At 69.2% G+C, this 26,180-nt stretch carries 23 protein-coding genes and 4 pseudogenes; 9 read left to right on the plus strand and 18 right to left on the minus strand.

Annotated elements, in window-relative coordinates; translation table 11 throughout:
* Positions 1–836: 836 nt before the first annotated feature.
* The 3 genes and pseudogenes from ACZ6AA_RS35825 (at position 837) to ACZ6AA_RS35835 (ending at position 4,152) form a co-directional block, all read left to right on the plus strand.
* Positions 837–1,467: pseudogene (locus ACZ6AA_RS35825) on the plus strand (transposase).
* 191 nt (positions 1,468–1,658) lie between these two features.
* A complete protein-coding gene (locus ACZ6AA_RS35830; RefSeq protein WP_471462638.1) occupies positions 1,659–3,128 on the plus strand; it encodes an MFS transporter in 1,470 nt (489 codons plus the stop codon).
* Positions 3,129–3,549: 421 nt separating this feature from the next.
* A complete protein-coding gene (locus ACZ6AA_RS35835; RefSeq protein ID WP_471462640.1) occupies positions 3,550–4,152 on the plus strand; it encodes a HutD/Ves family protein in 603 nt (200 codons plus the stop codon).
* A 490-nt stretch (positions 4,153–4,642) separates the two neighbouring features.
* On the opposite strand, the gene ACZ6AA_RS35840 is transcribed toward ACZ6AA_RS35835, so the two are convergent.
* The 12 genes from ACZ6AA_RS35840 to ACZ6AA_RS35895 all read right to left on the minus strand — a co-directional run bounded on the left by ACZ6AA_RS35840 (position 4,643) and on the right by ACZ6AA_RS35895 (position 17,023).
* Positions 4,643–5,110: a hypothetical protein gene (locus ACZ6AA_RS35840; protein ID WP_471462642.1), complete on the minus strand. Its 468-nt coding sequence runs from the start codon at positions 5,108–5,110 to the stop codon at positions 4,643–4,645.
* A 254-nt stretch (positions 5,111–5,364) separates the two neighbouring features.
* The gene (locus ACZ6AA_RS35845; RefSeq protein WP_471462644.1) at positions 5,365–6,111 is read right to left on the minus strand and encodes a hypothetical protein; all 747 of its coding nucleotides are present in this window, start codon (positions 6,109–6,111) and stop codon (positions 5,365–5,367) included.
* 120 nt (positions 6,112–6,231) lie between these two features.
* Positions 6,232–6,792, minus strand: coding sequence for a transposase family protein (locus tag ACZ6AA_RS35850; protein WP_471462646.1), 561 nt, complete (start codon positions 6,790–6,792; stop codon positions 6,232–6,234).
* Positions 6,793–7,236: 444 nt separating this feature from the next.
* Entirely contained in the window at positions 7,237–8,685 is a 1,449-nt protein-coding gene (locus ACZ6AA_RS35855; protein WP_471462742.1) for an MFS transporter, read from the minus strand.
* 638 nt (positions 8,686–9,323) lie between these two features.
* On the minus strand, positions 9,324–9,668 hold the full coding sequence (locus ACZ6AA_RS35860; protein ID WP_468461446.1) for a hypothetical protein: 345 nt from the start codon (positions 9,666–9,668) through the stop codon (positions 9,324–9,326).
* A 448-nt stretch (positions 9,669–10,116) separates the two neighbouring features.
* On the minus strand, positions 10,117–11,598 hold the full coding sequence (locus ACZ6AA_RS35865) for a hypothetical protein (RefSeq protein ID WP_468461442.1): 1,482 nt from the start codon (positions 11,596–11,598) through the stop codon (positions 10,117–10,119).
* Positions 11,595–12,677, minus strand: coding sequence for a terpene synthase family protein (locus ACZ6AA_RS35870; protein WP_468461440.1), 1,083 nt, complete (start codon positions 12,675–12,677; stop codon positions 11,595–11,597). The genes ACZ6AA_RS35865 and ACZ6AA_RS35870 overlap by 4 nt, the downstream gene beginning before the upstream one ends.
* Positions 12,674–12,847, minus strand: coding sequence for a hypothetical protein (locus tag ACZ6AA_RS35875; RefSeq protein WP_471462648.1), 174 nt, complete (start codon positions 12,845–12,847; stop codon positions 12,674–12,676). The genes ACZ6AA_RS35870 and ACZ6AA_RS35875 overlap by 4 nt, the downstream gene beginning before the upstream one ends.
* Positions 12,844–14,238: a cytochrome P450 gene (locus ACZ6AA_RS35880; protein ID WP_471462650.1), complete on the minus strand. Its 1,395-nt coding sequence runs from the start codon at positions 14,236–14,238 to the stop codon at positions 12,844–12,846. Before ACZ6AA_RS35880 ends, ACZ6AA_RS35875 begins: the two co-directional genes overlap by 4 nt.
* A gap of 159 nt (positions 14,239–14,397) precedes the next feature.
* Complete coding sequence (locus ACZ6AA_RS35885) at positions 14,398–15,477, minus strand: polyprenyl synthetase family protein (RefSeq protein ID WP_471462652.1); 1,080 nt, start codon at positions 15,475–15,477, stop codon at positions 14,398–14,400.
* A 785-nt stretch (positions 15,478–16,262) separates the two neighbouring features.
* Positions 16,263–16,520 carry a hypothetical protein gene (locus tag ACZ6AA_RS35890; RefSeq protein ID WP_471462654.1) on the minus strand — a complete coding sequence of 86 codons (258 nt, stop codon included), beginning with the start codon at positions 16,518–16,520 and terminating at the stop codon, positions 16,263–16,265.
* 134 nt (positions 16,521–16,654) lie between these two features.
* The gene (locus tag ACZ6AA_RS35895; protein ID WP_471462656.1) at positions 16,655–17,023 is read right to left on the minus strand and encodes a hypothetical protein; all 369 of its coding nucleotides are present in this window, start codon (positions 17,021–17,023) and stop codon (positions 16,655–16,657) included.
* Between the two features lie 785 nt (positions 17,024–17,808).
* Here ACZ6AA_RS35895 and ACZ6AA_RS35900 point away from each other — a divergent pair.
* The 4 genes from ACZ6AA_RS35900 to ACZ6AA_RS35915 all read left to right on the plus strand — a co-directional run bounded on the left by ACZ6AA_RS35900 (position 17,809) and on the right by ACZ6AA_RS35915 (position 20,685).
* A complete protein-coding gene (locus ACZ6AA_RS35900) occupies positions 17,809–19,254 on the plus strand; it encodes an MFS transporter (RefSeq protein ID WP_471462658.1) in 1,446 nt (481 codons plus the stop codon).
* Positions 19,255–19,390: 136 nt separating this feature from the next.
* Complete coding sequence (locus tag ACZ6AA_RS35905) at positions 19,391–19,600, plus strand: hypothetical protein (protein ID WP_468461428.1); 210 nt, start codon at positions 19,391–19,393, stop codon at positions 19,598–19,600.
* Between the two features lie 48 nt (positions 19,601–19,648).
* The gene (locus ACZ6AA_RS35910) at positions 19,649–20,260 is read left to right on the plus strand and encodes a TetR/AcrR family transcriptional regulator (protein WP_468461426.1); all 612 of its coding nucleotides are present in this window, start codon (positions 19,649–19,651) and stop codon (positions 20,258–20,260) included.
* On the plus strand, positions 20,257–20,685 hold the full coding sequence (locus ACZ6AA_RS35915; protein ID WP_471462661.1) for a DUF6069 family protein: 429 nt from the start codon (positions 20,257–20,259) through the stop codon (positions 20,683–20,685). Before ACZ6AA_RS35910 ends, ACZ6AA_RS35915 begins: the two co-directional genes overlap by 4 nt.
* Positions 20,686–20,731: 46 nt before the next feature.
* Here ACZ6AA_RS35915 and ACZ6AA_RS35920 read toward each other — a convergent pair whose 3' ends face one another.
* Entirely contained in the window at positions 20,732–20,926 is a 195-nt protein-coding gene (locus ACZ6AA_RS35920) for a hypothetical protein (RefSeq protein WP_471462663.1), read from the minus strand.
* 307 nt (positions 20,927–21,233) lie between these two features.
* Between ACZ6AA_RS35920 and ACZ6AA_RS35925 the strand changes: the two are divergent.
* Positions 21,234–21,725, plus strand: a pseudogene (locus ACZ6AA_RS35925) (transposase); the annotation flags it as partial.
* Between the two features lie 390 nt (positions 21,726–22,115).
* Here ACZ6AA_RS35925 and ACZ6AA_RS35930 read toward each other — a convergent pair.
* Together ACZ6AA_RS35930 and ACZ6AA_RS35935 are read right to left on the minus strand one after the other, a co-directional pair.
* Positions 22,116–22,606, minus strand: a pseudogene (locus ACZ6AA_RS35930) (IS701 family transposase); the annotation flags it as partial.
* Positions 22,607–22,949: 343 nt separating this feature from the next.
* The gene (locus ACZ6AA_RS35935; protein WP_471462665.1) at positions 22,950–23,273 is read right to left on the minus strand and encodes a hypothetical protein; all 324 of its coding nucleotides are present in this window, start codon (positions 23,271–23,273) and stop codon (positions 22,950–22,952) included.
* 298 nt (positions 23,274–23,571) lie between these two features.
* Between ACZ6AA_RS35935 and ACZ6AA_RS35940 the strand changes: the two are divergent.
* A pseudogene (locus ACZ6AA_RS35940) lies at positions 23,572–23,822 on the plus strand (transposase family protein); the annotation flags it as partial.
* A gap of 73 nt (positions 23,823–23,895) precedes the next feature.
* Here the strand turns inward: ACZ6AA_RS35940 and ACZ6AA_RS35945 are convergent.
* The 3 genes from ACZ6AA_RS35945 to ACZ6AA_RS35955 form a co-directional block, all read right to left on the minus strand.
* Entirely contained in the window at positions 23,896–24,171 is a 276-nt protein-coding gene (locus tag ACZ6AA_RS35945; protein ID WP_468461418.1) for a DUF1905 domain-containing protein, read from the minus strand.
* Positions 24,172–24,180: 9 nt separating this feature from the next.
* Complete coding sequence (locus ACZ6AA_RS35950) at positions 24,181–24,555, minus strand: VOC family protein (protein ID WP_468483831.1); 375 nt, start codon at positions 24,553–24,555, stop codon at positions 24,181–24,183.
* Between the two features lie 212 nt (positions 24,556–24,767).
* A complete protein-coding gene (locus ACZ6AA_RS35955) occupies positions 24,768–26,021 on the minus strand; it encodes a serine hydrolase domain-containing protein (RefSeq protein WP_468461473.1) in 1,254 nt (417 codons plus the stop codon).
* Between the last annotated feature and the right edge of the window lie 159 nt (positions 26,022–26,180).

The following is a 26,180-nucleotide window of genomic DNA, read 5'->3' on the forward strand; positions in this document are numbered from 1 at the left end:
CGCGTGCTTCCCCATGCACCTACGAACTGGTGGCGGCCCCCCTGAGGCCGAATACCCGGGAACGGGGTGAGGCGGTGCGCACACCCTGCCGGAACCTGTCCGACGCTCTGCTCAGCGCGCACTCGAACCCCCTTCGTCCCGGTGGAACTCGGCCACAGTCTTCACGGTGGGTCACGGGATAGCAACCCCCTAAAGTTGAACGGATAGTGCTCTTGCTGCCGCGCGCAGTAACCGGTGAGTAGCTTCCGCGAGGCCTCAACCTCGCACGACAGCCATGGCCGGGCCACCGCCTGCCCCAAGTGCCCGGCTGCCACCTCCTCAAACACACGCCTGCGGAACACGGCGCGTTCTACCCTGCGGACAAGTGACCGAAAACCCATCTGACCAGCAATGGATTCCGGATTCACCCCGTGAACAACTAGCCGGTGAACACCAGTTGGCCGGATCCATGAGCCTGCGAGCCCTCGGCAAGACCCGCGGCATTGACACGGGCGGGTCAATTGCGGTGCGCCCGGACACGAACGACAGGCCCGAAGGGCGGCTCCACCCGGCCCGAGGGGGGCGCACTTAGGGGCGCATCGTCACACAGTGTGCGCGGGCGCATGCCCCTGACGGAGGTGGCGTACGTTCCGGTCACGGCCGCACGGTGCGAGCGCCCCCGTGCGCCCCATCGGTTCCGCTCCGCCCTCAGACCCAGATGACGGGCCATCGGTGCACCAGTGAGCTTCTTCGAGTTGGCCGCCGATCGGGTGGCAGTCCTTGAGGCGCAACGAGCGAGGCCCCCGGGCTGTTGATCGAGATGCCTGACGTCTCAACCACGCTGCTCTGGGGCCTCGTTGGTAATACATCCTGCCGCAACCGACCTGCCGCACGCGCTCGTGGAGTGGGTCACCATGCTGATCGTCACCCGCGCGGGCGACCGGCGCTGCAAGCTCCGCCCGTCCCAGCACACGATGGCGGCACTGGTGTACCTGCGCGAACACACCACCCTGGCGAAGATCGCCGCCGGGTTCGGGATCAGCGAGTCCACCGCCCACGCCTACACCCGCACGGTCATCCACCTGCTCGCCGAACGTGCACCGGGCCTGCCCAAGACAGGCCGTCACCGACCCCGGCGGCCGACTGCTGTGGCTCTCACCCGCCCTGCCGGGCCGCACCCACGACCTGACCACCGCCCGCACCCACCGGAACATCCGCATCTGCGAGCGCCAGGGCGTCCCCATCCTGGCCGATCTCGCCTACCAGGGCGGTGGCCCCCGGCTGACCACCGGCATCAAACGCAAGCCCCTGCAGGAACTGACCCCCACCGAGAAGACCCGCAACCGGGCCCTGGCCGCGGCACAGGCAGCCGTCGAACGAGGCGTCGCCCGCCTGAAATCCTGGCGGATCTTCCGCAAAGCCCGCTGCAGTCCCAACCGCATGACGTCAATCGCCAAGGCCGTCCTCACACTGGAGCTGCAACGCTGAAGAAGCTCAGTACGAGAGTGGTGTCCTGAGCAGCGTGCCCCCGCCTCGCCGGGCAGCTGATCTCGCTCATCCCGTATGCGGGTGGCGGACCACTCATCCCGTATGCGGAAGGCGGTCCATCTGCGTCCGAGGGCGGGGCAGCCCGAAAAGGCGTGGCACGCATTCGCGTGCTCCGCATACGTTCTGGGCCCGTGACTGATGATCCGGAGCGTTCGTCCAGTGGCCCGTCTCCATTGACCGAACCGAACGTGGAGGATTTCGACACGACGACCACGGCGGCGGCTGAGCGTCCGCCTGCGCAGTCCCCAACAGCCGAGGGGTTGTTCTCCGGGACGTACCGTGCCGCCACCTTGTGTTTCGCCGCGGTGATGTTCCTGACCGGGCTCGCCGCGCTGGCAGTCGTACCCACACTGCCGACGGCCGCGCGAGACTTGAACGGGGTGTCGCTCTACCCGCTGGTGGCGGGGTGTTTCGTGGCCGCGAGTCTGCTCGGCGGAGTACTGGGAGGTCATTGGGCAGACCGTGCCGGGCCGCAGCGTCCACTGGCGGCGGGCATTGCGCTGGCCGTGGTCACCCTGCTGGTCTCGGGCGCCAGCACGTCGATCTGGCAGCTGGCGGCCGGACGCTTCCTGGACGGGCTGGCGGGCGGGATGGTCACGGTGTCGATCAACACCGCGATCGGCCGGGCGTACCCGGAGCGCCTGCGGCCGCGCGCGCTGGCCTTGATGAGCGCCTGCTGGGTCGTCCCGTCGCTGATCGGTCCTCCGCTGGCGGGACTCGTGGCCGAGTGGTGGTCCTGGCGCGCGGTGTTCTTCGGCCTGGCCGCGCTCACCGTGCTGCCCGCGTATGCGGTGGTGGTCGTGGCGCGCAGCCCTTCCTGGGCGGCCACGCTCGCCCCGCCGGACCATCGGCCGCCGCGCCCGGCGCTGCTGGTCGCGACAGCGGTAAGCCTGGGTGCGGCGTTGGGCCAGTACGGCGTCTCGGGCTGGGACGTACGCCACCTGCTTTTCGCGGCGGGCGGCTTCGCCCTGCTGGTGGCCTTCGCGTCACGGCTGCTGCCTCCGGACACCTGGCGTGCCGCCCGCGGCCTGCCCGCCACGGTGCTGCTGTGTGGGCTGGGTTCAGGGGTGTTCTTCACCTTGGAGGCCTACGTGCCCTTGATGCTGGTCACCGATCGGGACGCGCCTCCGTTGGTGATCGGCCTGGCCTTCACCGGTGCCGCCGTGGCCTGGGCCGGCTTCTCCTGGGTGCAAGGCCGTCTGCTGGAGCGCTGTCCTCGCCACCGCCTGGTCGTGGCCGGTGCACTCGTGCAGGCAACTGCGGTCGTCGTCGCGGTCGTCGGAACGAGTCCCGCGACGCCCGCGTACACCGCCGCGTCCGCCATGGTCATCGCGGCGATCGGCATGGGCATGTATGCCCCTTCCCTCACGGTGCTGTCACTCACCCACAGTCCGCCCGGCCGGCAGGGCTATGCCAGCAGCGCGATGCAGACCACCCAGAACCTGGGCCAGACAACCGTGTTGGGTCTCTCCTCGGCCGTGTTCAACGCTTGCCTGGGCACCGGCCTGACCGACGCCGTCGGCTACGGTGCCGCCTTCGGACTGCTGCTCGCGCCGTGCGTCCTGGCTGCCCTGCTGGCTGCCCGCACCCGCAGCGCGTGAGTCCCCCGTCACCTTTCATCGACCGCGTTGGCCACCAACTGGCTGGCCGGCCGGGCCGATACGCCTGACGGCTAGTTCTACGCCGATGTGAGCCGCACTGGTGGCGAGCCCACCGTCGGGCCCCGCCGGGTAGGCCCAGCGCTGCCTGGCGCCGTCGGCACCGCCCGGTGCTGCATGCGTCGCCCGGGCGGCGCATGCGCCTGGGCCTTCGCGGCTTGGCGTCCGGTTTGTTGGCCCTGTCGTGCACCCGGTGGCGAGGCGTCCTCTGCTCTGTGCACCCGGGCCGGCACTTAGGCTGCCCCGGGGATCAGTGGCCATTTGCCCCGGCGTGCTCCTGCCATCCGATGGACACAAAGCCGGGCGGCAGTGGCCCAGATGCGGTGGTGAAGGCAACCGACGCGGAAACGGGAGGCGGCGTCGTATGGGCACGGATGTCCTGCGCTGGAGCGAATACCCCTGCGTGCCGTGGAAGAACGGCGGCGGCGTGACCCACGAAGTCGCATCAGGTGCGATGCAAGCACCGTCGGCCTCGGTGGAGCCCGTGGACGGTTTCGACTGGCGGGTGAGCGTCGCGGACGTGGACGCACAGGGGCCCTTCTCTTCCTTTCCCGGGGTCGATCGCGTGATCACCTTGGTCGAAGGGGAAGGCATGGTCCTCACCGTGGACGGCACACGACAGCCGGTCGCGCCGTTGGCCCCCTTCTCCTTCTCCGGTGACGCAGCAACAGACTGCGAGCTGACGGCGGGCGCGGTCCGCGACGTCAACGTGATGACCCGCAGGGGCCGGGCAACGGCACACGTGCAGATCCTCCCCGTCACCGCCACGCGAACGGTCACGGTGGCGTGCACTGTGGGTGAGATCCTCCTCGTCATGGCCGTCACCGGAGAGATCACCGTCACCACACCGGGCGCACCGGACGCCACACTCGGCCGTCTCGACTGCGTACGTCACGAAGGGCCGGGACCGCTGGCCCTGCGCGGCGACGGCATCGTGGCCGAGATCAGGATTACCCCGGCGCATTGACGGCCCCGGCGTGCTCATACGCATGCCGGGCACCTGTCACACCGTGGTGGCAGGCGGGGCCTTTCCCTCGGGACGTGCTCTGAACAACGTGCTCTTCAAGGTTGTCCAGACGCGCCTGATCAGTGGCTCTCGTGAACCCCCATCCCTCGCAGGAGGGGTCGCCGCGAGAACCAGCTCAAGGACCCCACCTCAACTGGGCGTTCATCACGCTCATGACCCGACGGCTGACCCGCAGCGGGCGCCGCACCGACTGGTCGAAGACCCCTCGGTGACACGACGCCTCACAAGGCAGCGAGTCTACGCATCATCAGCAGCCGGAATGAGGATCACGCACACGCAGCCGCGCTTTGGGGTCGGGTCGGCCCGGGAAAACGCATCCCCGGGCGACCCGACTTGTGGTCACTGGGTTGCCCACGCCGTGGAAGGGAGGAAGCTCACCGGCGCGTCGAGGTCGTGTGCGGGGAGGAACGCCGGTCGGGTGAGCAGGCGGTCACCAGCCCGCTGGACACGGATCACCACGCCGAGGCTCCGTGATCCGGGCTGGCCGAGGTTCGCGTAGAACAGCTCGGAGATCGGAGAAGGGCTCGCGGATTCCGGCACGGTCGACGATCCACTGTTCGAGGTCCGAGGGAGTCCGGCCGACCAACGCGACGCCGTCCGCGTAGATCTGAGGTCCTTTCAGAGCATCGGCAGCTCTTCCCCGCAGCCGCTCTTCCAGTCCGTAATAGAACGTCAGCCCCAGCTCCCAGCACTCCCCCTTGACCGTGCCGTACCGATCCGGCGACAGGGCCGCGCGCGTGTGACGCTGGGGGTTGCGCACGATGCCCTCCAGCTCGGCGGTGACCTCCTCGGACCGCATCCCGAAACGCAGCGGCCCCACACCTTCGAACGGTTCCAGCGACCAACGCCGCCTCCCGCTGTCCGGAAGCACATCCCACACACCCCACCGGTCGAACATTCTTGCCGGAGCCGCTCATACACATAGGGCGGGTACGGGCTCACGTACACACTCGATCGGGTTGGTCTTGGGCGTCTCGTATGCGGGTTGTGCGTACGGGCAGTGCAGGCTGAACGCCCCCATGCGGCTGCCGTAATGGGCGGGGTTCGACCAGTCCGTTCGCCGAAGAATCCGGCAGGGGCGTCAGCGACGCTGGGTTGAGAGTCGTGAACGAGACGGGCCGTGCCGACCGGTGACACGGCCCGCCGAGGACGTCACTTCACTTCCCGACGCACCTCGTTGCGTAGATCCGCTGCGATCTGCGCGGTTTCCTCGACGGATACCTTCTCCGCGCCCTGAGCGCCGTCGTTCTTCGGCTCCACCACGCCGATGGTGCTGTAGTCGGCCCAGACGCACACGGTCTTGTCGTCGTTCCCCGCTTCTTCGAAGACCTGGCACTTCATCACGGCGTTGTCCAGGCCCTCGGGGATCACCCGCTGCGGCTTGCCCACAGCCTTCGCACCATGCTCCGAGATACCGACCCAGCCCGTGATCCAGCCGGGGTCGGCGATGACCCGGTCGAGGGACCGCTGTGGATCTGCTACCTCACCCCAGACTCCCTCGAAATCGATCGACGGCGAGCGGTCGTCGCCTTCTTTGGTGCGGTAGACGGGGCTTATGCCGTGGGCCCGCTTGACCCCCACATGATTCATGTTGTCATGGCTGACTTCGCCGTCGGTCTCGCCCGGGTTGTCCAACTTGTACTCGCCTAGCACGGTCCGCAGCACCGCCAGCTCGTAGTCCTTCCCATCGTCTTTCAGCGCCGGGCCACCCGAATCGCCGCCAAGGAAGTACCAGGCGCCACCTCCCGCCAGCGCGATCGCGAGGACCCCGGCGACGACGACGCCGACCGTCTTACCGCCGCCCTTGCCGGCCTGGGGCGGCGGGCCCACGGGCGGAGGAGGCAGCTGCCCCTGCGGGCCGTACGGCCCGGGCTGTTGTGGAGGCTGGTGGTAACTCAAGTGCTCCCCTTCGGATCAGCGTGTGCTCGCACACCATGCCGGACGCCGGGCCCGCCCCGCTGGTTGCGGCCGGAACTGGTGGCCGGGGGCTGCGGATGGAGGTTGGGGCGATAAGAGGCGTCAGTTGGGACTGCGGCGATCGCCCGACTGAGCATGCGCGACGCTGACCACGAGGGCTGACGCCCTCGACCCGGCCAAAAAGCTTCGTACACACCTCTGCAATTGACCCCGTACTCCGCTCTGCAGATGAGCTAGTACGCCGACACCAGGCCGTGCACCCAGCTCTGCCGCCGCGGAACGAAGCACGACGCGCAGGCCGGAGCTGGCCCGCTGGTAGGGCTCACTCACACTGTCGACCTGTTCAACAAAGTTCCTCCGCCCGCAGGTTGGGGTATCGCAGAAGAACCGGCGGACGGTCAGCCGAACCAGCACCGGCCTGCCGGCAACGGGACGGTCGTCCAGCTGACGACCGTAACGGCTGTGGACCCGGCGGGATGTGACACCGCAGTCCGGACACGCTCTCGACGAGCATGTACTGGACAGCTGGACCAAAGTCCCGAGCGCCTCCACATACTCCACCCGCACCCCACGAGTCCCGGGAAAGAACACGCCCTCGGCCGATAAGCAGACATCCCCCATCGCCAGGGCATTCCCGTCTGCGTAGCCGTTTGACCTCGGCATTCACGAGATCGCTGGCAGACCCTTGAACTTCCCCACCCTGCGCTCGAGGGTGGGACAGACTTGCCCACCTTGACTCCCCACCTCAAAGCCGCCGGTATGGCGTGGGCGCATCAGGTGATGCTTGCTGCCCGTCCTGCCCCGGTCGACGGGACTTCGTCCGGTCTTGGCTCGCCCTTCAACGCGGGGCGGGAGAGCCGTCGACCGTGGCCCGGGGGAAGTCCGCGACGTTCGCGCTGCGGAGCTCGGCGAAGAGGCCCTCCGGGGCCACATTCCCGCGTCGGCCCACTCGGGCCACTTGGCCAGACGGCGTCAGCAGGTCATGCCGGAGCCGACACCGACTTCCTGCGGCAGGTGCTCCCCGGCGATCCCGGGGTGGAGCGCGAACGGGACGCCATGGAACACCATCCGATCCGGAGTGGTCCAACGACCTCGGAGATCACTTCGTCAGGGTTTCTCAGGCGTCTTGGCCATGGCCGCGACCAGCGCTGCAAGGAGCAGGGCGCCCGCCGACCACCAGGCCGCGACAGTGAAGCCGTGCACCATACCCTCCCCCAGGCCCCGGCTCAGGGACGGGTGGGCGTCGATGTAGCGGGTGGCGGCGGACGACGCGATCGTGTTCAGCAGGACGATGCCCAGGGAGCCCCCGATCTGCTGGAAGGTGGAGACGGTCGCGGACGTCACTCCGGCGTCCTTCGGGGCGACCCCGGCGGTCGCCGTCGCGTAAACCGGCATGAACGTCAGTCCCATACCCAGGCCGAGCAGCACCAGCGCGGGCAGCACCCCGGTGGTGTAGGCGGAGTTCATGCTCAGGCGGGTCAGGAGCAGCATGCCGACGGCCGCGAGGAGCATGCCGGGGGCCATCAGGTTGCGGGGGGCGGTGTGGGGCAGGAACCGGGCGGCGATCTGCGTCGCGCCGATGACGATCGTGACGGACATCGGCAGGAACGCCAGTCCGGTCCGTACGGGTGAGTAGTCGAGGATGGCCTGGAGGTAGTAGGTCAGGAACAGGAAGGCGCCGAACATGGCGACGGTGGCCAGGCCCATCGTCGCGAGCGCCGCCGCACGGGTTCTGTCCCTGACGATGTGCAGCGGCAGCATCGGATGCTCGGCGTGGGACTGCCACCACACGAAGACGGCGAGCAGGACCACACCGGCCGCGAACAGGGTCAGGACCGACGGGTCGGCCCAACCGGCGGATTCGGCGTCGCTGGAGCCGTACACGATCGCCACGAGCCCGCCGGAGGCGAGCAGCGCGCCGGGGACGTCGAGGCGCACCCCGCGCTGGCCGGGGCTGTCCTTGAGGAGGGCCAGCGCGCCGCCGAGGGCAGCCAGCGCGATGGGGACGTTGACGTACAGGCACCAGCGCCAGGTCGCGTACTCGGTGAGCAGGCCGCCCACCAGCAGCCCGATGGCGCTGCCGCCCCCGGCGAGCGCGCCGTAGATCCCGAACGCTCTGCCGCGCTCGGCGGGGTCGGTGAACGTCGTCGTCAGCAGTGACAGTGCGGAGGGGGCCAGGACGGCCGCGCAGGCCCCTTGCAGGGCCCGCGCCGCGAACAGCGTCCCGGGGCCGTCGGCCGCGCCGCCGAGCGCAGACGCGGCGGCGAATCCGACCAGGCCGATCATGAAGGTGCGTTTGCGGCCGACCAGGTCGGCGATCCGGCCGCCGAGGAGGAGCAGGCCGCCGAAGGCCAGGGAGTATGCGGTGATCACCCACTGCCGGTTCGCATCCGACATGCCCAGTCCGTTCTGGACGGAGGGCAGGGCGATGTTCACGATCGTGCCGTCGAGAATCACCATGAGCTGGGCGCCTGCGATGACGGCGAGGGCCCACCACCGCTTCGGATCGGGCAACTCGGCCGCGTTCGCGGTGGTGTGAGGGACCGGCGTGGGCACGGTGTCCCCGGGGGAGGACTTCTCGGTCAAGGCGATCACATTCCGTGTCGAAGGTGTAGGAGCAGACGCGCGGTCCTACACCCCGGGACGCGACACAAGGGATCGCGAGAGCAGCGGACACCACCATGAGGTGCCGCAAGGGGGGGGGGAGAGTCCTACCGCGCGCCGAACGGGGGCACACGGCCGGGGGCAACTATGGCCGCAACACTCGTTGTCCAGTTCCAGTCCATGTTTCCCACCTCCTCCCCGCCGGGCACGCGGTACGCATCGACGCCGAACGCGCCGAGTGGTGCGGCAGGGGCCCCGCCGCACATGACCTCCGACAGAGTAGGTCAGCCAGCCGGGGACGCAAACAGATTTACCCGGCGCGGTACGGGCTCCTCACGCTTCGACAAGCAAAGATCGCGCCGTGCCCAGCCGAGAAGGCTGCGGGTACGAAACCCTGACCGTTCCCTTCCGGCTGGTGACACGGTTCCTGCCGGCGCCCCCGACCCTCGTTGCCGACAGCGACTAACTGGGGAAGGAAGAACATCACTGGCCGAATTCACAGATCCTCGTCATGCCGCCGCTTTCCAGTACAGCCACTGCCTCACGGCCTGCAAGTCTGGGTCTGAATTCAGGTTCTTACGGGGTGGCCGTCACCCGTCCACCGCGACGAGGGCGAAGAGCACGGCCGGAGGTACGACCATGCACAGCAGGTGGGCGAGGGCCGAACGAGGCAGACGGAAGAGGCCGAGCAGTAGCAGGCCGCCCGCGAGCCAGCCGAGGTACAGCTGCCTGGCCAGGTGGTTGGTGGCGTCCATCTCTGCCTGCTGGGTCGCATCGGGCGCACCGAAGGTGATCCCCGAAGCCATGACCATCATGAGGAGCATCCCGCACAGCAGGACGTCGCCCACCCCGACCAACACCGCCACCAGGGCGTCAGCGCGCCGTATGCGCCGGTACCAGCCGACACCGTCCCCCGTCGTGCCCGTCTCGTACATGACAGTCACCCTGCCCCCACACGGGCAGCAAGGCATGAGTACGGATACTCACCCCCCGGACCTCAGGCGACTGCACTGGCCGGCGAAGGCCCCCAGCAGCCGCCGCGCTACGTCACGTCGTCCAGTTCCCCCGCGACCTGCTCGCAGGAGACGAGTTCGTCGCTGGTGAGCGACGGCACGAGTTTCCCGGTGTCGCCGTGCGGCCGGGTTCGAGTTCGCGAAGACATCCTGATTGCCAAACACCCCGGCGGCAGCCGTGGCCCGGAGCTGATGGCGGAGCCGTGGGCCCGGGCACGCAGCGTGGCTTCGACGCGCGGCGGAATGTGCTGCTCGCGGGGGCGCCCAGGAGACGTTCGCCAGCCGGGTGGGCAGACCGAGGCAGGTGCGGAAGTCCTTGAGGCGGCGGGCGGCTGCGGCGTGTGCGGGGCCGCCCCGATGACCGCCCGCATCAGCTCATCGTGTCGATGCGGCGGATCGCTACGGTGTGCAGGAGGTGCACGAGCGGCTGGACGCAGTAGAGGGTCTTGCCCAGCCATAGGGGCGTCAACTGTGGCGGGTGTGTGGAGAGGCAGGTGTGGGCTCTTCGCAGTGTGCTTTCCCAGTCCGCGCCGGCGAGGCCCCGTTCCGCTGCCGCTGCCAGGCCGATGGCCGCGTAGGCGGTTTCTTCGGCCGTTGAGCCGTCGGCCCCCCATCCGCCGTCGCTGTTCTGGGTGCGGGAGATCTGTGCCGATGCGCTGGCGCACAGGGAGTGGGCCAGGGGGTGCTCGATTCTGGACATGACGCGCGCCATCTCTCCCAGCGCGTAGGTCGGCGAGAGGTGCCACTTGCAGGTCCGGGCGCGGTGCTGGGTGGTCTGGGTCTGCAGCCAGCGCAGTACAGGGAGCAGTCGCTCGTGGTCCTGTTCGAGGTTGAGGAGCGCGGCCATGTGGATGTTGGTGGTGAGTGAGGGGTCGTGTTCGAAGAGGAAGGTCCGGTATGCGTCACCACCGGGCTCGATCATGCGGTCGAGGGTCGCGGCGCTGGGCGCGGGCCGGCTGGTGATGCGGGCGGCGACGGCTGCGCATGCGGTGCTGTCGGTGTCGCCGGGGATCGTGGTTCCGGCGCCGACGGTGCACAGCAGCCCGGAGGGATGGTGTAGGTCCCGGGAGAGTTCGTCCAGGGCGCGCGGTGCACAGGGAGGGTCCTGCGGGGTGTCCAGTTCGTGATGGAACATGACTGTCCATGCGGTGACGAAGTGCGGCACCTGGTCCAGATAGGCGGTGTTCTCGGGAACCCGTGAGTGGAGGTATTCCTGGAGCTGGGCGAGGCGGCAGCCGTTGAGCGGCCGGCCACGGCGTTCGTATTCGAGGAGGAAGACCGCGGAAGCGCCCGGGGAGTTGGCGATGGAGCCGTTGGGGGCCTGGAATGCCTCCAGGAACCGGGCCGTGTCGACGGCCGGGTCTCCGTAGACCCGTTCGGCGCAGTAGCCGGCGATGGACAGCGACGGATCGTAGAAGTCCGGCCATATGCGCATGTGTTCCCACTTGGCGCGTTCGCGCTCGGTGATGCTGCGGACGAGGGCCGGGTGGGCGGGGGCGGGCCAGCCTCGTGCGGTGCTGATGCGGTCGAGTACGTCAACGAGCCCGCCGAACGTCAGGGTTTCCGGCCCGGGCGGAGGGCCGGCGGGCACCATGCCCGCCAGGGAGCCGCAGGCCCGGTCGGCCGACTGGTGCATTCCGGCGTTGCGCAGGGCGACGGCGGCGGCGTAGGTGGAGATGTAGGCGTCGAACCAGCACCGGTGTGCCGGCGCTCCCCAGGTATCAGGGCCCGTCGTGTGTGTCAGCAGCCAGTCCAGGCACAGGGGTTGCTGAGGTCCGGAGACCAGGGAGACGGCCGCGATGTCGTACACGGACGGTGACAGGTCGAGGAGTTGGGGCACTTCGCTCTTCACAGCGCCTCACCCTTCCCCTTCTGCGGGGCACCTTCGCTGTGGGCGTTGGTGGTGTCCTGAGCGATCCCGAAGACATCTTCGAGCGTGTGGAGGTTCGCGGCGATGTCGGGTCCGTGGTGGTAGCGCTCACAGCTCATGTGCCAGTCGTGACTGCCGCGAAGCAGCGTCCTCATGTGTGTCAGGCAGTGCTCAGCGGCATGTTCGACGTCGGGGGGAAGCTGCAGGGAACGGACGAGATCAGGCAGTTCCTGGCCGGCTTTGAGGAAGTCCTCGACCCGGTTGGCGATCATGGTGCGGACGTGGTCCACCGCCTGCTGGGGGGTGAGGGCTCGCTGGGTCTGGAGGGCGATTGCCAGGTTGTTCAGTTCTCCGAAGGCTGACTCCCTGGTGTAGCTCAAGATGTCGTTGGTCCACATGACGATGTCGGCCGTGCTCCACAGCAGGGTCTGGTAGGGGGTGCTGCAGTAGACGGTGTCGGGAAGCCATACCTGGTGGATGTGGTGCTGAAGGTCGTGGACCAGGGTGACCCAGCCCGTTTTGGCGCGGAGTTCGATGCAGGTGGCGATGTCCATCGGGGTGTGAGTGGCCCGGTGGAGAGAAGCCCGTAGCTCGGCCCGGAACTGCTCGGAGAGATGATCGTAGAAGCGTTGGCGCCACCGGGCCCCGCTGCCAGGAGCGGTGCGCTGCCAGAGGTCGGCCAATGCCGCCATGGCGGGGATCGGCGGGGTCTTTGGGCCGGCGTCGCCACGAAGGACGGCGCGGAATTCGTCCAGTACCGGGGCCAGTCGGTCGGGGCGCAGGCCGGCGGTGGCTTCATCGATCTGGTCTTCGAACACCACGGCCCAGGTAATCCAGTCGGTGAGCAGCTGCAGCGCGGGCCGGCTGTCGAGGGTGGGGGCGTAGAAGGAGCACAGTTCGAGGCGGTACCGCCTGAGGCGTTCCGCGGCTGCTTCGGTGGTGACCAGGTGGAAGCGGCGGGCCCACTCCAGTGTGGCGGGGTACAGCTGGTCCTGCAGGGGGTTGTTCTGCGAGACGGCGAGGGGGAGGTCGATCGTGGGGATGGTGATGTCCGTGGTCATCTGTCCTCCATGCCGCGGCCGTGCGGGTGGGTGGGGTTCGTGAGGCCTTTGTGCCGCTGCTGGCGTGCGGGGCGCAGGTTGTCGCGGGCCGTGGGCGGGAACACTGTCCGGCTGCCCGGAGCAGTACCGGCCAGGGCGCCGTGGGGCGCGGCGCTGTGGTCGGCTCTCATCCCCGCGATGGCGCCGACGGCGCCTGGCCGCGCGGGCCAGGACGGGCTGGCGGGGAGACAAGACGCAGTCGCAGGCCCCTGGGCTGGAACGTCATGCGCGGCTTGGGCGTGCGGAAGCCAGCTGATCCGGGATGTTCCAGGTGCCAGAGACCGACGATGGCAGCCAGCGTGAGGACGGATTCGGCGAGCGCGAACTGGTCGCCGATGCACCTGCGGGCGCCGCCGCCGAACGGCACGAAGGCGTGGCGCGCCGCGGCGGGTTGCGCCGCGCCGATCCACCGTCCGGGCTCGAAGCGTTCGGGATCGGGGTACAGGTCGGGGCGGTGGTGGAGGAGGTAGGGGCTGAAGACGAAGGTGGTGCCGGCCGGGATGGGGTGGCCGCCCAGGGCGGTGTCGGCCGTGGTGAGTCGCGTCGAGAGCCAGATGGGCGGGTAGAGGCGCAGGGCTTCGGTGACGACGGCGCGGGTCAGGGGCAGCTGGTCGGCGTCGGCGTCACCGGCCTCGCGCATGCGGTCGGCCTCATCGCGCACCTGCTGTGCGAGGGCGGGATGCGCGGCGATCAGGTGCAGGGACCAGGCCAGTGCCACCGCAGTGGTTTCGGTCCCGGCGAAGAAGAACGTCATGACCTGGTCGATGCACTGGGCATCCGACATGCCCTGACCGTCGCCCTCGCTGTCGCGGGCTTCCAGGAGCATCGAGAGCATACGACCGGTGCCCCCGCGAGTGCGCTGCTCGGCGATGTACGCGGCGATGATGGCACGCAGGCGTCGGGAGGCGCGGCGGTGCCGGGTGTTGACCGGGGTGGGCAGGGCGTTGAGCCAGTCCGGCTGGAGCGTCCGGCGGTAGGTGCCGGCCACCAGGGTGGCGATGTCGGCGGTCGCTTGCTCCATGGCGGTGGTGTCGGGTCCGGTGCCGAACAGCGTCGCGATCAGCGCTCGGGAGGTGATACGTGTGGTTTCGTGCAGGACATCGATGATCTGGCCCTCGTGCCAGGCGCTGGTGGCCTCGTCGATCTGCACGGCCATCGTCCGGGCGTAGCCGCGCAGCAGTTCGGGGTGGAACGCCGGCTGCAGGAGCCGACGCTGTCGGCGGTGCTGGGCATGGGGGCAGAGGGCCACGTTGTTGCCCAGGAAGTCGCCGACCCGGTCGTAGATCGGGCCGCCCTTGTCGAATACGCGGTCGTTGACCAGAACCTGGTGCAGCAGCTCGGGATCGCACACAGCGATCGCCGGGTGGGAGCCGAGGCGGACGGCGACCAGGTCGCCCTGCTGCGGGAGCGACCGCAGAAAGCCCAGCGGATCGCGCAGCAGCGGAACGGCGTGTCCGAGCAGCGGCAGCGCGCCGGCGGCGCGGGGAATGGGGGCGGTGGGCGGGGGGCAGGTCATTGTCATGGCGTCGCCTCCGGGAGCTGCGCACAGGTGAAGTCGCGTAACGGATCGAGGAGTTGCGCGGCGGACGATGATCCGGGGCGGCGGCCGTGCGTGCGGGCCACCCGGCACGGACCGGACGCCCTCCCCCACCCTGCGGGGGCCAGGACTCGCCCATGGCCATCAGGGCGATCCGATCAGGGTGGAGGCGGCCGCGCGCAGAACGGCACCCGCGTCCGGCGGCAGGCCGACGTCCTCCAGCGCCCGCAAGGCCCGGCCGCGGCACTCCTCGATCAGCCGCTCGACCTCGGCGCGTGCACCGGTGCCCTCCAGCACGGCACGGATCTGCCCCACCTGCCCCGGCCCGGGCGGCATCCCCCCGCTCAGGCTCGTGAGCAGATCGCGCTCGCCTCCGACGGCCCGGCGCAGGGCCAGGGCAAGCAGCACGGTGTGCTTCCCCTCCCGCAGATCCTCGGCCACTGGCTTTCCCGTCTGCGGTGTGTCGCCGAACGCGCCGAGCAGGTCATCACGCAACTGGAACGCCTCGCCCAGGGGCAGACCGAACGCGCTCAGAGCCGCGCACACCCCGGCATCCGCTCCGGCCAGCACCGCCCCGAGCTGCAGCGGCCGCTCCACGGTGTACTTCGCGCTCTTGAACCGGGCAATGCGCAGCGCCCCCTCCAGATCAGTGCTCGGGCAGCCGGTACCCAGCAGGTCGAGGTACTGCCCGTACATCAGCTCCGTGCGCATCCCATCCAGCACCACGGCCGCCGCAGCGAACCGGTCCGCACCCAGTCCGGCCGTGTGCAGCAGCTCGTCGGACCACACCAGAGCCAGATCCCCGAGCAGCACGGCCGCATCCACGCCCAGCCGCGCCGCGCCGGGACGCCCCACATGGCGGGCGGCGAAGGCCTCATGGGCGCTGGGCCGACCCCGGCGGGTGGCGCTGCGGTCCATGACGTCGTCGTGCACGAGGGCGAAGGCGTGGAACATCTCCAGCGACGCGGCCACCTGCAACATCGGGCCCTCATCACCGCGTCCACCGGCCGCGCACCAGCCAGCCACGCACAGCACCGGACGGACTCGTTTACCACCGCCCAGCACCAGATCCCGCAGCACCTCGACGATCTCTGCGGGGAAGCCCTGCGCGGCCGCCAGACGCGCCTTGGTATCCAGGAAGGCGGCCAGCCGCTCCTCGACTGCACTCCGCACACCGGCAGGGTCGAACACACAGGCAGGGAGCGCGACAGTGGTCTCGGACAATCGATTCTCCTTCGACCAGCAAACCGGCGAGCACACATCCGGACACCCTGCACCTCCCCCCTGACCGGCGCACGACACGCTGGGCACGGGGGTCGCACGGAAGCACACCGCCGCCCGAAGCGGCGCGTCACACCCGCGATACACAAAGGGGCTCGAGCCTCGGTCTTGATCCACAACGTCTCGCCCGGCCCTGCGGTCGCTCTGCGGAGTGACCACTGACCATGAGGGCGGCCCTCCGCGCGCATTCGCCTCGCCGGACAGGGCATCGATGATTGTCGGGCACACGACGACGATGCAGATCGGCGGGTGGCCGGGGAGCGGGGCAGACTCGATCACCGCGGCAGCCTGACCATCTCTGTCCAGGCGAACGCAGGCGCTGCTCACGGCACACGGACCAGCCTGATGCGGTTGGGTCCAGTCGGTAGACCCCGGTCCTGTTTCACATGCGGTTTCACCGGGATTTCACCCCCGTACCCGTGCCGGTCGGTACAGCTGGTGGGCAGCCCAACCCTCGTCTGTTTCGAACGGCCCGAACGGTCTCCCCTCGCGGAAGGCCAACGACCGCATCACCGCTGAGCGCGGTACACGCTCTGCGCTGCCGCACATCCCGCGCGGTACCAGACGACGCCGCCGTCCGCTCCTGTCCAGCTCATGGAACGCGCGGACTGAGACCCGCCCGCTCGTCGACGTGGATCTGATGGCCGGGGCCGACGTGTCCCCGGTGGTCATGGCGGTGTCCTCCAGCGTGCATTCCCGGCTGGTCCAGGTCCTCGACCGCGAGCACATCACAACGGAATTGCCGTACCGGACTGGACCCGCAGCCTGACCAAGATCCGGCCGGACAGTTCGTCTCCCGCCGGGGTGCCCTGCAGGGATTCAGCGGCCTTCATCGAGACGTAGAACTCCGCCAAAGCAGAGACGGCCCGGCGTCCGCTCTTGTGGACGCGGATACCGCTCTCCCCCTCAATGTCCTTGAACGCCGCGGCCTTCATGGTGATGCAGTCGACCAGGGCGCCGTGCTGGCGGCCGTGGACAACCGGCATAAGAGGCAGGTCGTCTTACCATCACCCGTACCGCCGGAAATGCCCCAGTGCGGCGTCTCGGTCTCGGTGTCGACATAACGCGCACCGCGGAAGGTCTCCCCCACATACACCCGGGCCGGGTCCGCCGAGGGCATTCACTCCACCCGGGTGGGCAGTTCCGGCGCGGGCGGGGCCGGCCGGCGCGGTGTGAACGTCACGTACGGGTCGTGCCCACGCTGGCTGTAGCACGCCAGCCACTCACCGGGCAGCCGCGCATGAACGGCATGCGCCAGAGCCGCGCGTTCCTTGTCCGAACCCAGCCAGTGCAGCGGCAGACGGACCACCACACACGCGGTGCTCGCGGCCAGGTCGTCGGACAAACGCATCCAGTGCCGCGCACCGCGCGCCTGGTCCTCGCCCGACAGGCGCAGCAGCTGGACCAGAGCCGCCCACAAACCTGACCCGTAGATACGGGCATCGGTGCAGGACCGTCTTCCCCTAAAACCGGCTCCGATGACCGCCATGACGAGTGCCGTGATGATGAGAGCCCCGAGAGACCACAACGGATAGGGGCGCCTGCTGTGGTCCGGGGCCGACCGGCCCGGCCGGATACACGACCAGACCGCGATGCGCACCGAGGGCATCGCCGAACAGCTGCGGTTCCCCCCGGACGTCAGGACGGGGCGCCACTGGGCGAGAGGTACGCCTGGCGCGAGGAGCACCGCCGTCAGTCCTCGGCACGGGCCTGCGCGGAGCACACCATCGGCGAGGAGAAGAAGTGGCGGCCGCTCCAGCGCTACCTCGGCCGCCGCGAGTCCTACGCCGAAACGCACGCCGTCGTCGCCGGACCGGACTGCGACCGCGCTGCCCGCAGGCCCGCAGGCCCGCCCGGCGGAGCACGAGCACCGAGCTCGTACTCGCGCGGCAGACCGCCTACTGATCACCCGCCAGCCGAACCGCCAGGCCAGCACACCCCGACCTCAATCGCGTACCGAGTCGTTATTGCGTTGCGGGGATGCCCGGGAAGATTTTAGCCTCGTGTGGTTCCGTCGGTGCCCGTTTCCGGGGCCCGGCGCTGTGTTTCGAGGTGATGACGTATCTCCCAGGCCAAGTAAGTAGCCGCTCGTTCCGAGGCTCTTTTCCGGCTGTCCGCGATGGCGGGCTTCCGACGCGTGCCTCGACGGCGGTGCTCCCCAATGGCCTGGGCTCGTTGCACCCTGCTTTCCCCTGTCGCGCTGTAGGCGCGCAGGGGCATGCCCAGGCCTGCCCTTGCCCCTATTTCTTCTGTACGCGAACAGGAATCTTCCTCGTGTCAACCGACACCCGTACCCACGGTCAGCCACGCCCCACAGGCGCCGGCCGTGCCGCCACGACCATCCTGGCCGTGGTGCTGATCGCCGAGCTGATGAACGCGCTCGACGGCTCGATCGTCCACACCGCCCTGCCCTCCATCCAGGCAGACACCGGCGCCTCCAGTGCCGCGGTGCAGTGGGTCCCCGCCGCCTACACCCTCACCTTCGCCCTCGCCCTGATCACGGGCGGGCGCCTGGGTGACCTCTTCGGGCGTAAGCGGGTCTTTATCGCCGGCACCGTGCTGTTCACGCTGGCGTCGCTGCTCTGCGGGATCGCAACCGGCCCGGAGTTGCTGATCGTCGCGCGGGCCCTGCAGGGCGCCGGCGCGGCGGCGATGGTGCCGCAGGTCATGGCCACTATCGCGGTCACCTTCCAGGGCGAGTCGCAAGCCAAGGCGTTCGGCATGTACGGCATGATCATGTCGCTCGGCGGCGTCCTCGGGCCCGTCCTGGGCGCCGTCCTGACCTCCACCGACATCGCCGGTCTGGGCTGGCGGGCGATCTTCCTGATCAACCTGCCCATCGGCCTGACCACCGTGCTGTTCGCCCTCCGGTTCATCCCCGAGTCCCGCGAGCAGCAGGCCAGGCGTCTTGACCCGCTGGGGATGCTGCTCTCCAGCGCGGGCCTGCTCCTTCTCGCCTACCCGCTGACCGTGGGCGGCGAGAAGCACTGGCCGATGTGGAGCTTCGTCATGCTCGTCGCGGGTGCCCTGGTACTGGCGGCATTCGTGGCTCAGCAGCGGGCGAAGACCCGCAAGGACGGCTCCGCCCTGGTCGCGCTGTCCCTCTTCCAGAGCAAGGCGGTCGCCGGCGGGCTCGCCGCCCAGCTGGTCTTCGGCCTCATGTCCGGCGTGTTCCTGCTGACGTGGGTACTGTTCATGCAGTCCGGCCTCGGGCTCTCGCCCGGGCAGTTCGCTCCGGCGTCCGTCGCCATCTCCATCGGCGGCATGGCCGGCGCGATGCTCGCCTCGAAGTGGGCAGGCACCCATATGCGGCGCGTACCGCAGGCCGGGGCGGTGCTCATCGCCGCAACTCTGGTCGGCTACCAGCTGCTGGTCTCCGCCCAGGAGACCTCGATGCCGTTCGTGGCCGCCCTCGCCCCGATGATCCTCGTCGGAGCCGGTTTCGGCATGGTCGGCGCGGGTCTCGCCGGTCTCACCCTCAGCCAGGTCGGCCATGAGGACCCCGGATCTGCGGCGGGACTGTTCAACACCGCCATGCAGCTCGGTACCGCACTCGGTGTCGCGATGGCCTCCGTGGTGTTCTTCAACCACGCCCCCGCGGGCAGCCACGGCACCACCGTGACCGAGGCGTTCGCGGACAGCATCTGGTACGTCATTGCCGCGCTCGTGGTGATGTGGGCGCTGATGTTCCTACTGCCCAAGCCGGTCAAGGCCGCCTGAATCACGGTCGGCGGCCCGTCCTGCGCGGGCGGGGCCGCCGACCCCCGCAGGGTCTGAGCGCACCATTAGCGACCCACCGCGCGCCGGAGCCCCGGCCCCGCGCCGGGCCCGCGCCGTCGTCCTGACTACCGAGCTGATGAACGCCCTCGACGGGTCCGTCGTCTACACCGCGCCGCCCTCCATCGCCGCCACCACCGCGGCTCTCCAGTGGATCCACGCCGCCTACGCCCTGGCCACTCATGTCGCGATTCTTTCGGCGACATTTGTCGCGCGGGATCACCGCGAACCCGTCTGGTTTGCGAAGGCCCCCGCCGGGAGCGAGCCGTCGGCACGACCCTCGGAGTGAGTACTCACTCATTGACGGAGTGAGTACTCACTCCGTACTCTTGCGGTCATGACAGCACCCAAGGAGAACCAGACCACCCGCCGCCGCGCCCCCGGCATGTCGCCGGAGCAGCGCCGCGAGATGATCATCCAGACCGCGATCCCCCTGATCGCCGAGTACGGCGCCGCGGTGACGACTGCGAAGATCGCCCGCGCCGCGGGCATCGGCGAGGGCACAATCTTCCGGGTCTTCGCCGACAAGGACGAGCTGCTGCAAGCCTGTGTGGCCGAGGCGCTCTCCCCCGAGCACGCGATCCGCGAGCTCGACGCGATCGACGTGTCCCAGCCGCTGCCCGACCGGCTCGCGGAGGCGGCCGAGGCGCTGCAGGCACACATGGACAGGATGGGCGCGATCCTCGGTTCGCTGGGGCATGGTGGCGGCAAGCACCCCGGCCCGGTGCGCGGCGCGGGCCGTCACGAGTCGACGACCCGCATCCGGGCGGCCCTCGCGGAGCTGCTGGAGCCCGACAAGGCCGCCCTGCGTCGGCCGCCGGAGCAGATCGCGGCCCTCTTCTTCGGGCTGCTCTTCACCCAGCCGCGTACGGAGGACGAGCCCGACCTGACCCCGCAGGAGCTGGTGGAGGTCTTCCTGCACGGGGCGCTCTCGGGGGGCGTCAAGTGAGCGCGCGGACAAGGCGCCTGCGGGTTACGACCCTCGCCGTACTGGCCCCCGTCCTCGTGTGGCTCGTCGCGGACCCACTGCTGGGGCACCGACTGCGGATCGCCGACGGCGAGCAGACACTCGACATCGGCGCCGTGCCCGTGGCGGTGGTCGCCCTGCTCGCGTCGCTCTCCGGCTGGGGACTGCTGGCCGCCCTGGAGCGGTTTGGGGTGCGGCGTGCCCGCGCCATCTGGACCGGGGTGGCCGGCGCTGTACTGGCCGTGTCTTTCCTGCCGTTGATCGGCGACGGCATGGACGGCGGCACCCGGGTCTCCCTCGCTCTGATGCATCTGGCGGTGGCGGCGGTGCTGATCCCGGGGCTGGGCGGCAGGTCCCCCGGGGCAGGAGCCGATGCCGCTAGGTGGCCCAGGATGCGGGTCTCCTGACGAACCGCCGGGGACGGTGTTCCACTTCCATGGAAGTGGAACACCGTCAGATGAGGTCGGGGCGGCCCAGTTCGCGGGCGCCGGGCAGGACATCGGCGGGCATTCCCTCCCCGTACAGGCAAGCGCGTTCCTTCTCGTAGTCGGCGAGGGTGCGGCAGCCGCCGGTGGGGATGCCGAGGAGCTGCCGTGCGGTGGCCGGGTCGGACCGGGCCTGGGTGAGTGTCTCCTCCCACGCGGCCATAGCGCCCTGCCAGGCGTGTGTTGGAACGGGGAGGGCTCGTCGCCGTCGCAGACGTAGGGGAACTGGAACTGGAGCGCGGACCCCAGGCGCCCCCGGGCGCTGATCAGCCCGTCGGCGGCCAGTTGGAACGCGGCGGCGTCCCACATCGCCTCACGGACGTCTTCTCGCAGCTGCTCGAAGGGGCGCCAGACGTTCGGCCCGGCGCGTTCCGGGTGCCCGGTGGCCTGCCAGATCTGCTGCAACACCGCCTTACGGCAGGCGCCTTGACTACTCGCGGCGAGGACCTCGTCCAGGAGGGAGCGCAGGAGACGGAACTGCCGGTTCATCAGGCGGCCGCAAGCGCCACCTCGGCTGCGACACGCTCGGCCTGCTGCTGACCGTGCTGGTCGCCGCCGCAAGCGTCTCCGACACGGCGGTCGGCGTGCACCTGCTCTCGCGCATCGCCGCGGCTCACCCTCGCATCACGAAGGCATGGGTGGACGCCGGCTACCGCACCACCGCCATCGAGCACGGCGCCCGCCTGGGCCTCGACGTCCAGCCCGCCCAAAACCCGCCGGGCGTCCGCGGGTTCACGATCATTCCGAGCCGCTGGACCATCGAGCGGGGCATCGGCTGGCTCATGCACCACCGCCGCCTCGCCCGTGACTACGAGCGACACCCGCACCGCTCGGAAGCCATGATCCACCTCGCGATGATCGACCCCATGACCCGCCGCCTCACCAGCGAAACCACCCCAAACTGGCGTGGCACCCGACCTACCGGGACCAGACACCCATCAGCGGAACAAACGCTGAGTTAGACGTTGTCACGTGGTGAGACGGACTCTCCGCGCCCGCCCATCGCCACTTTTGACTCATCGCGTTCTCAGCGTGCGGTTTCCGGCCCGGCCTGTCGCGATGTTTCGTATCTTCTTGCTGCAGCCTGACCCGGCGAGCAGGAGGAAGCCGTCACCGAGACGACACGTTGGTACGCAGACGACCGGACGTGCTCGTCCGCGAGGGCACCATCGACATCCACGTCGACGATGCCGGCCCCCGCCAGCAACTCAGCCACATCGGAACGCAATGTCATCGCTTCGTCTCCCCTCGCAGAGCCGGACTCCACATCGCGGGCACCGTCCCCCGGTCCACACGCTGAACCAAACGAGACGGCCTGTTAACACTCCAGCTGCAGATCGTGATCCTCGTCGTTGGGCGGCTGCGTGCCGTCGGTAGTGACAGTCGCGGGCGCGGGCTTGGTGGCGTCGTCGCCACTGTGACCAGCGCACTCGGTGCGAGAGGTCACGGACCGGACTGTTCAGTGCCGCGAAGAGGTGCTGGATCTCATTTCCGGCCAAGGGAAACAGGCCGCCGGCGGTAGAACGGTCTGTCGTTCGGCGGCTGCGGTGACGGCAAGGAAGCCGTGGGCGAGCATGGCGAGGGTGGCCCACCGATGCCATGAGGTCCAGCGGCGGACCTGGTGCTCGCCCAGGCCGGTCAGGCCCCTGCTGGACTGGAACGTCTCTTCCACTGTCCAACGCCGTCCGGCCACCTGTACCAGGGTGGACAGCGGAATCGGGCGGGGTGAGATGCAACGGCAGAAGGCGACTTCACCGGTCCGGCGGTTGCGGCGGACCAGCAGGCGCCAGTGGCCGTGCCGATCGGTCTGGCCGTGGATGTCGACCTGGGCCCAGCCGTAGTGCTGCTCGCAGGCTGCACCAACTACCATTTGGCCTGGTCAACACGGGCGCAGCGGCTGTACCGCCAGTAGCCCAAGAACCTCCTGCTGTCGTACTCGCCGAAGAAGCCCGGCTTCTTCCAGAGGCACGAAAGAAGGCGTCTGACCGGGGTTTTTGCCCGTCGGGCGAATCCTGGAGGAGTGGCACTCGTGTCGGCGGTAAGCCGTACCGGCGATGCGGCTGGCGAGGCCTAAGATCTGGCCACGTAGAAGGCCGTCCGGCGCGCCGGGGGGACCCAGTCGAGTAGCTGAGCATGCGTGCGCCCCCGCCTCGATTCGCGCGGCGGGGGCGCCCGCGCGTCTGCGGCTAGCCGAACTTCACCGAATGGGGCGGGAACATGATCGTGTTGTGCCCCCACATTGGCTCCAGCCGACGGTGGGACTTCAGCGTCACCGTCAGCATGTCCTGGGCGCAGTCGGCCCCGTGATAGAGCGTGGCGTCGGTGTCGGTGTCGTTGCTTCGCCAGGCGGCGCCTTCCTCCCAGGGTTCTGCCAGCTTGTAGCACTGGCCGTTGACCGGATCGGTGAGGGTGATGTCCATGCCCTTGGTGTTACGGAAGTTGGCGGTGCCCTGAGCCGCCTGAGCTGGAGCGGCCGCGAGGGTCAGGGCGATGAGGGGTGCGGTGGTCATGGCAGCAAGGACGGTGAGCGAGCGGCGCAAAGGACTCTCCACGTGTTCGTCTGGTTACGTTGTGTGCGCGAGTCTCAACATAGCCGCACAGAGCGTGAGGTTCGCTCTGCCGACGGGGTAGCGAGATGCGTCTGCGCCGAAACCTTGGATTACGTGGGGGTGAGGGTCGGCATGTCACCGAACGCGCGATCGACTTGCCTTCAGGTCTGCTGCACCTCCGCGCCGTGCGGACCTGGCACGCCATGTGGATCCGGAGGCTCGACGAGGCGATCGCCGACGCGGAGCGGCGCGAGGCCGAATCGAGGTCCTCGTGTCCTGGGCGGCCCCGGTCTGAGCGAGGCGCTCGTCGGGCTCGGCGAAGGCGACTTCGTCATTGTCGACGGGACACTCGTTCCCGCCGACCGCGTCAAGGTGGACGAGCCGCACCACTCCCGGAAACACCAGAAGCACGGCATGACAGTGCAGGTCGTCGCGCGCCCGGATGGCACCCCGCTGTGGTGCTCCCGCGCGCTGCCGGGCCGTACGCACGACCTCACTGCGGCCCGTGCCCAGTTCGAGCGGGACGCGATCGCGCCCGTCGATTCCGCGGGCAGGACGGTCACCGCCGTGGCCCGGGAACTCGTCACTTGATGCGTTCCTCGAGGTGGATGGTGACCTCGTCACCGGGGCCCTTTCCGAGCAGCTCGCGTACGGCGGTCTTGACGGGCAGCTTGTGCGTGCCGTCGCCCAGCGCCATGAAGGAGCTCAGGAATGGGTGACCGTCGATCGTCCCTCGGATTTTCACGAGCCCGCGGGTGCCGAAGTATTCGGCCGATCCGGGCATCACCACATAGGTCCAGCCGCCCTTGTTCGGGCTTTTCTGCAGCGTCGCGGTGAACTCTTTGTCCAGTGCGGTCATGGCGCGCTCCTATTCGACGACAACCAGGATGTTGCCGTCAGGGTCCCGAAGGGTGAACATGGGCGGCACTCCAGGCCACTGGAGCAGGTCGTCCACGTCGGCCCCCTGCTCCTTGAGACGTGTGTGGACGGCCGGGACGTCGCCGGCGTTGAGCCTGATCCCGGTGTCGACGCCGGTGGACTCGCCGGGGATCAGCGCGATGCTGGTCACGGCCCCGACGGGGGCGACGGTGATCCAGCGCCCGCCGATCTGCTCCAGCGGAACATCCATCCGCTTCTCCAGCCCCAGGACGACGACGTAGAACTCGACGGCCTTGTCCTGGTCGCTGACGGGAACGGCGACGGTGCCGATGCCGGTGATACGGGCCTGGTCGTGCTCAGTCATCTGTGCTCTCCCCGGTGTGGTGGATTCACCCTCTAAGACCGACGGGCCCGGCAGAACTCATCGCTCCGACCCCCGAAATCCATCCCACGAAATCACCGGAATATCCCGGCCGTCGGCGGCCGCTCACTGCCACGCAGGGCATCCGATGTTCGAGCGAGTCGACGCGAGCCCCGGAGCTGACTGGACGCGTGTCAGTCTGCGGTGGCCGCGCATCAGTCTGGGGCGATGACGGCCCGGGTCTCCTGCTCGACGATCTCCCACAACGGTGCGCCGTCGTGGTTGGTGAGGATGACGCCGACCCAGCCAGTGTCGGGATAGATGGTCCAGCTGGCGCCGACGCCGGGGTTGGCGCCGGCGCGGCTCCACACCCACTGGCCGCCGGCGAGGCTGACCGGCACCTGGTAGGCCCCGAACGACGCGTCGGCGGGGGCTGCCCGGCGGGCCAGACCGCCCCCCTCGGGAGCCAGGGGGATCTTGGGTCCGGTGAACAGTTCGGCGTAGTGCCGGTCCAGCACTGTGCCGTCGCCCAGCGCACGCGCGAACCGGACCAGATCTGGCGCGGTGGCGAAGCCGCCGTCCCCAGGGGCATCGATGAAGGCGCGGCCCGGGTTCTTGCCCCGTACATACGGGTCTGCACTGCCCTTGTCCAGATTGCGGACCGCGTCGACGTGACTGCCGTCGGCCAGCACCATGTACGGGTGCGCGATGTTCGGATCGGTGAGCCACTGCGGCCTGGTGTAGAACCCCGAACCGGTCATGCCGCAGCGCTTGAAAATGTTCTCCTGGACGTAGTCCCAATAGGTCTGGCCGGTCACGGCTTCGATGATCTGCGCGGGAATGGCGACCTCGGCGCCGGAGTGGCTGCTGGGTGTGCCGGGAGGGGCCTCCTGCGTCGCCTGCCGGGCCCACCGCTCGTAGAACTCGTGCACCTCCTTCCGGCTCTGGAAGATGCGCTGCACGTCCTCATCCGGGGTTTTCATCCCGGAGGTGCCGGTGAGCATCTGGTGGATGGTGATCTGCTCGGCGATCTCCTTGGCGTAACCCGTCAGGTGCGTGCCCACCGTGTCCGACAACTTCAGTCGGCCCTGCTGCGCCAGCTGCAAGATGGCCACCGCGTGGAACGGCTTGCCCGCCGAGCTGAGGCTGAACGCGGTGTTCTCGCCGTTGGGGATCCCCTTTTCCTTGTCGGCCATGCCGTAGCTGCGCGACAGCACCGTCCGGCCCCGGTGCGACAGCAGCACCACGCCGGAGAACCTGCCCTCGGCGGCCAGCTTCGCCACGTACCGGTCGTAGGCTCCGCCGGGCCGGGTGTCCGGCGGGACGCCGGAGCCCGTCGGGGCCGCATCGGCACGGGCTGGCTGGGCGCCCACCAGCGGCGCGCCCGCCGCGACCGTCCCGGCGGCCGCCAGCCCGCCCCATCCCAGCAGCCGCCGCCGGTCGACGCCACCTACGAAATCCGAATCCATGATCACGGTCCTTTTCTGATCGACGAACCGGCCGTGCCCCCCACTCAAGACGGACGACTGTCGCGGTGACGTATGCGTTTTTCGATACACCCGCGATACACCCGCCCCCACTCCCCAGCACCTGGAACACCGACGGCCAGACCTGGGGGCCTGGGCCCG

The organism is Streptomyces sp. NPDC040610 (assembly GCF_055594065.1).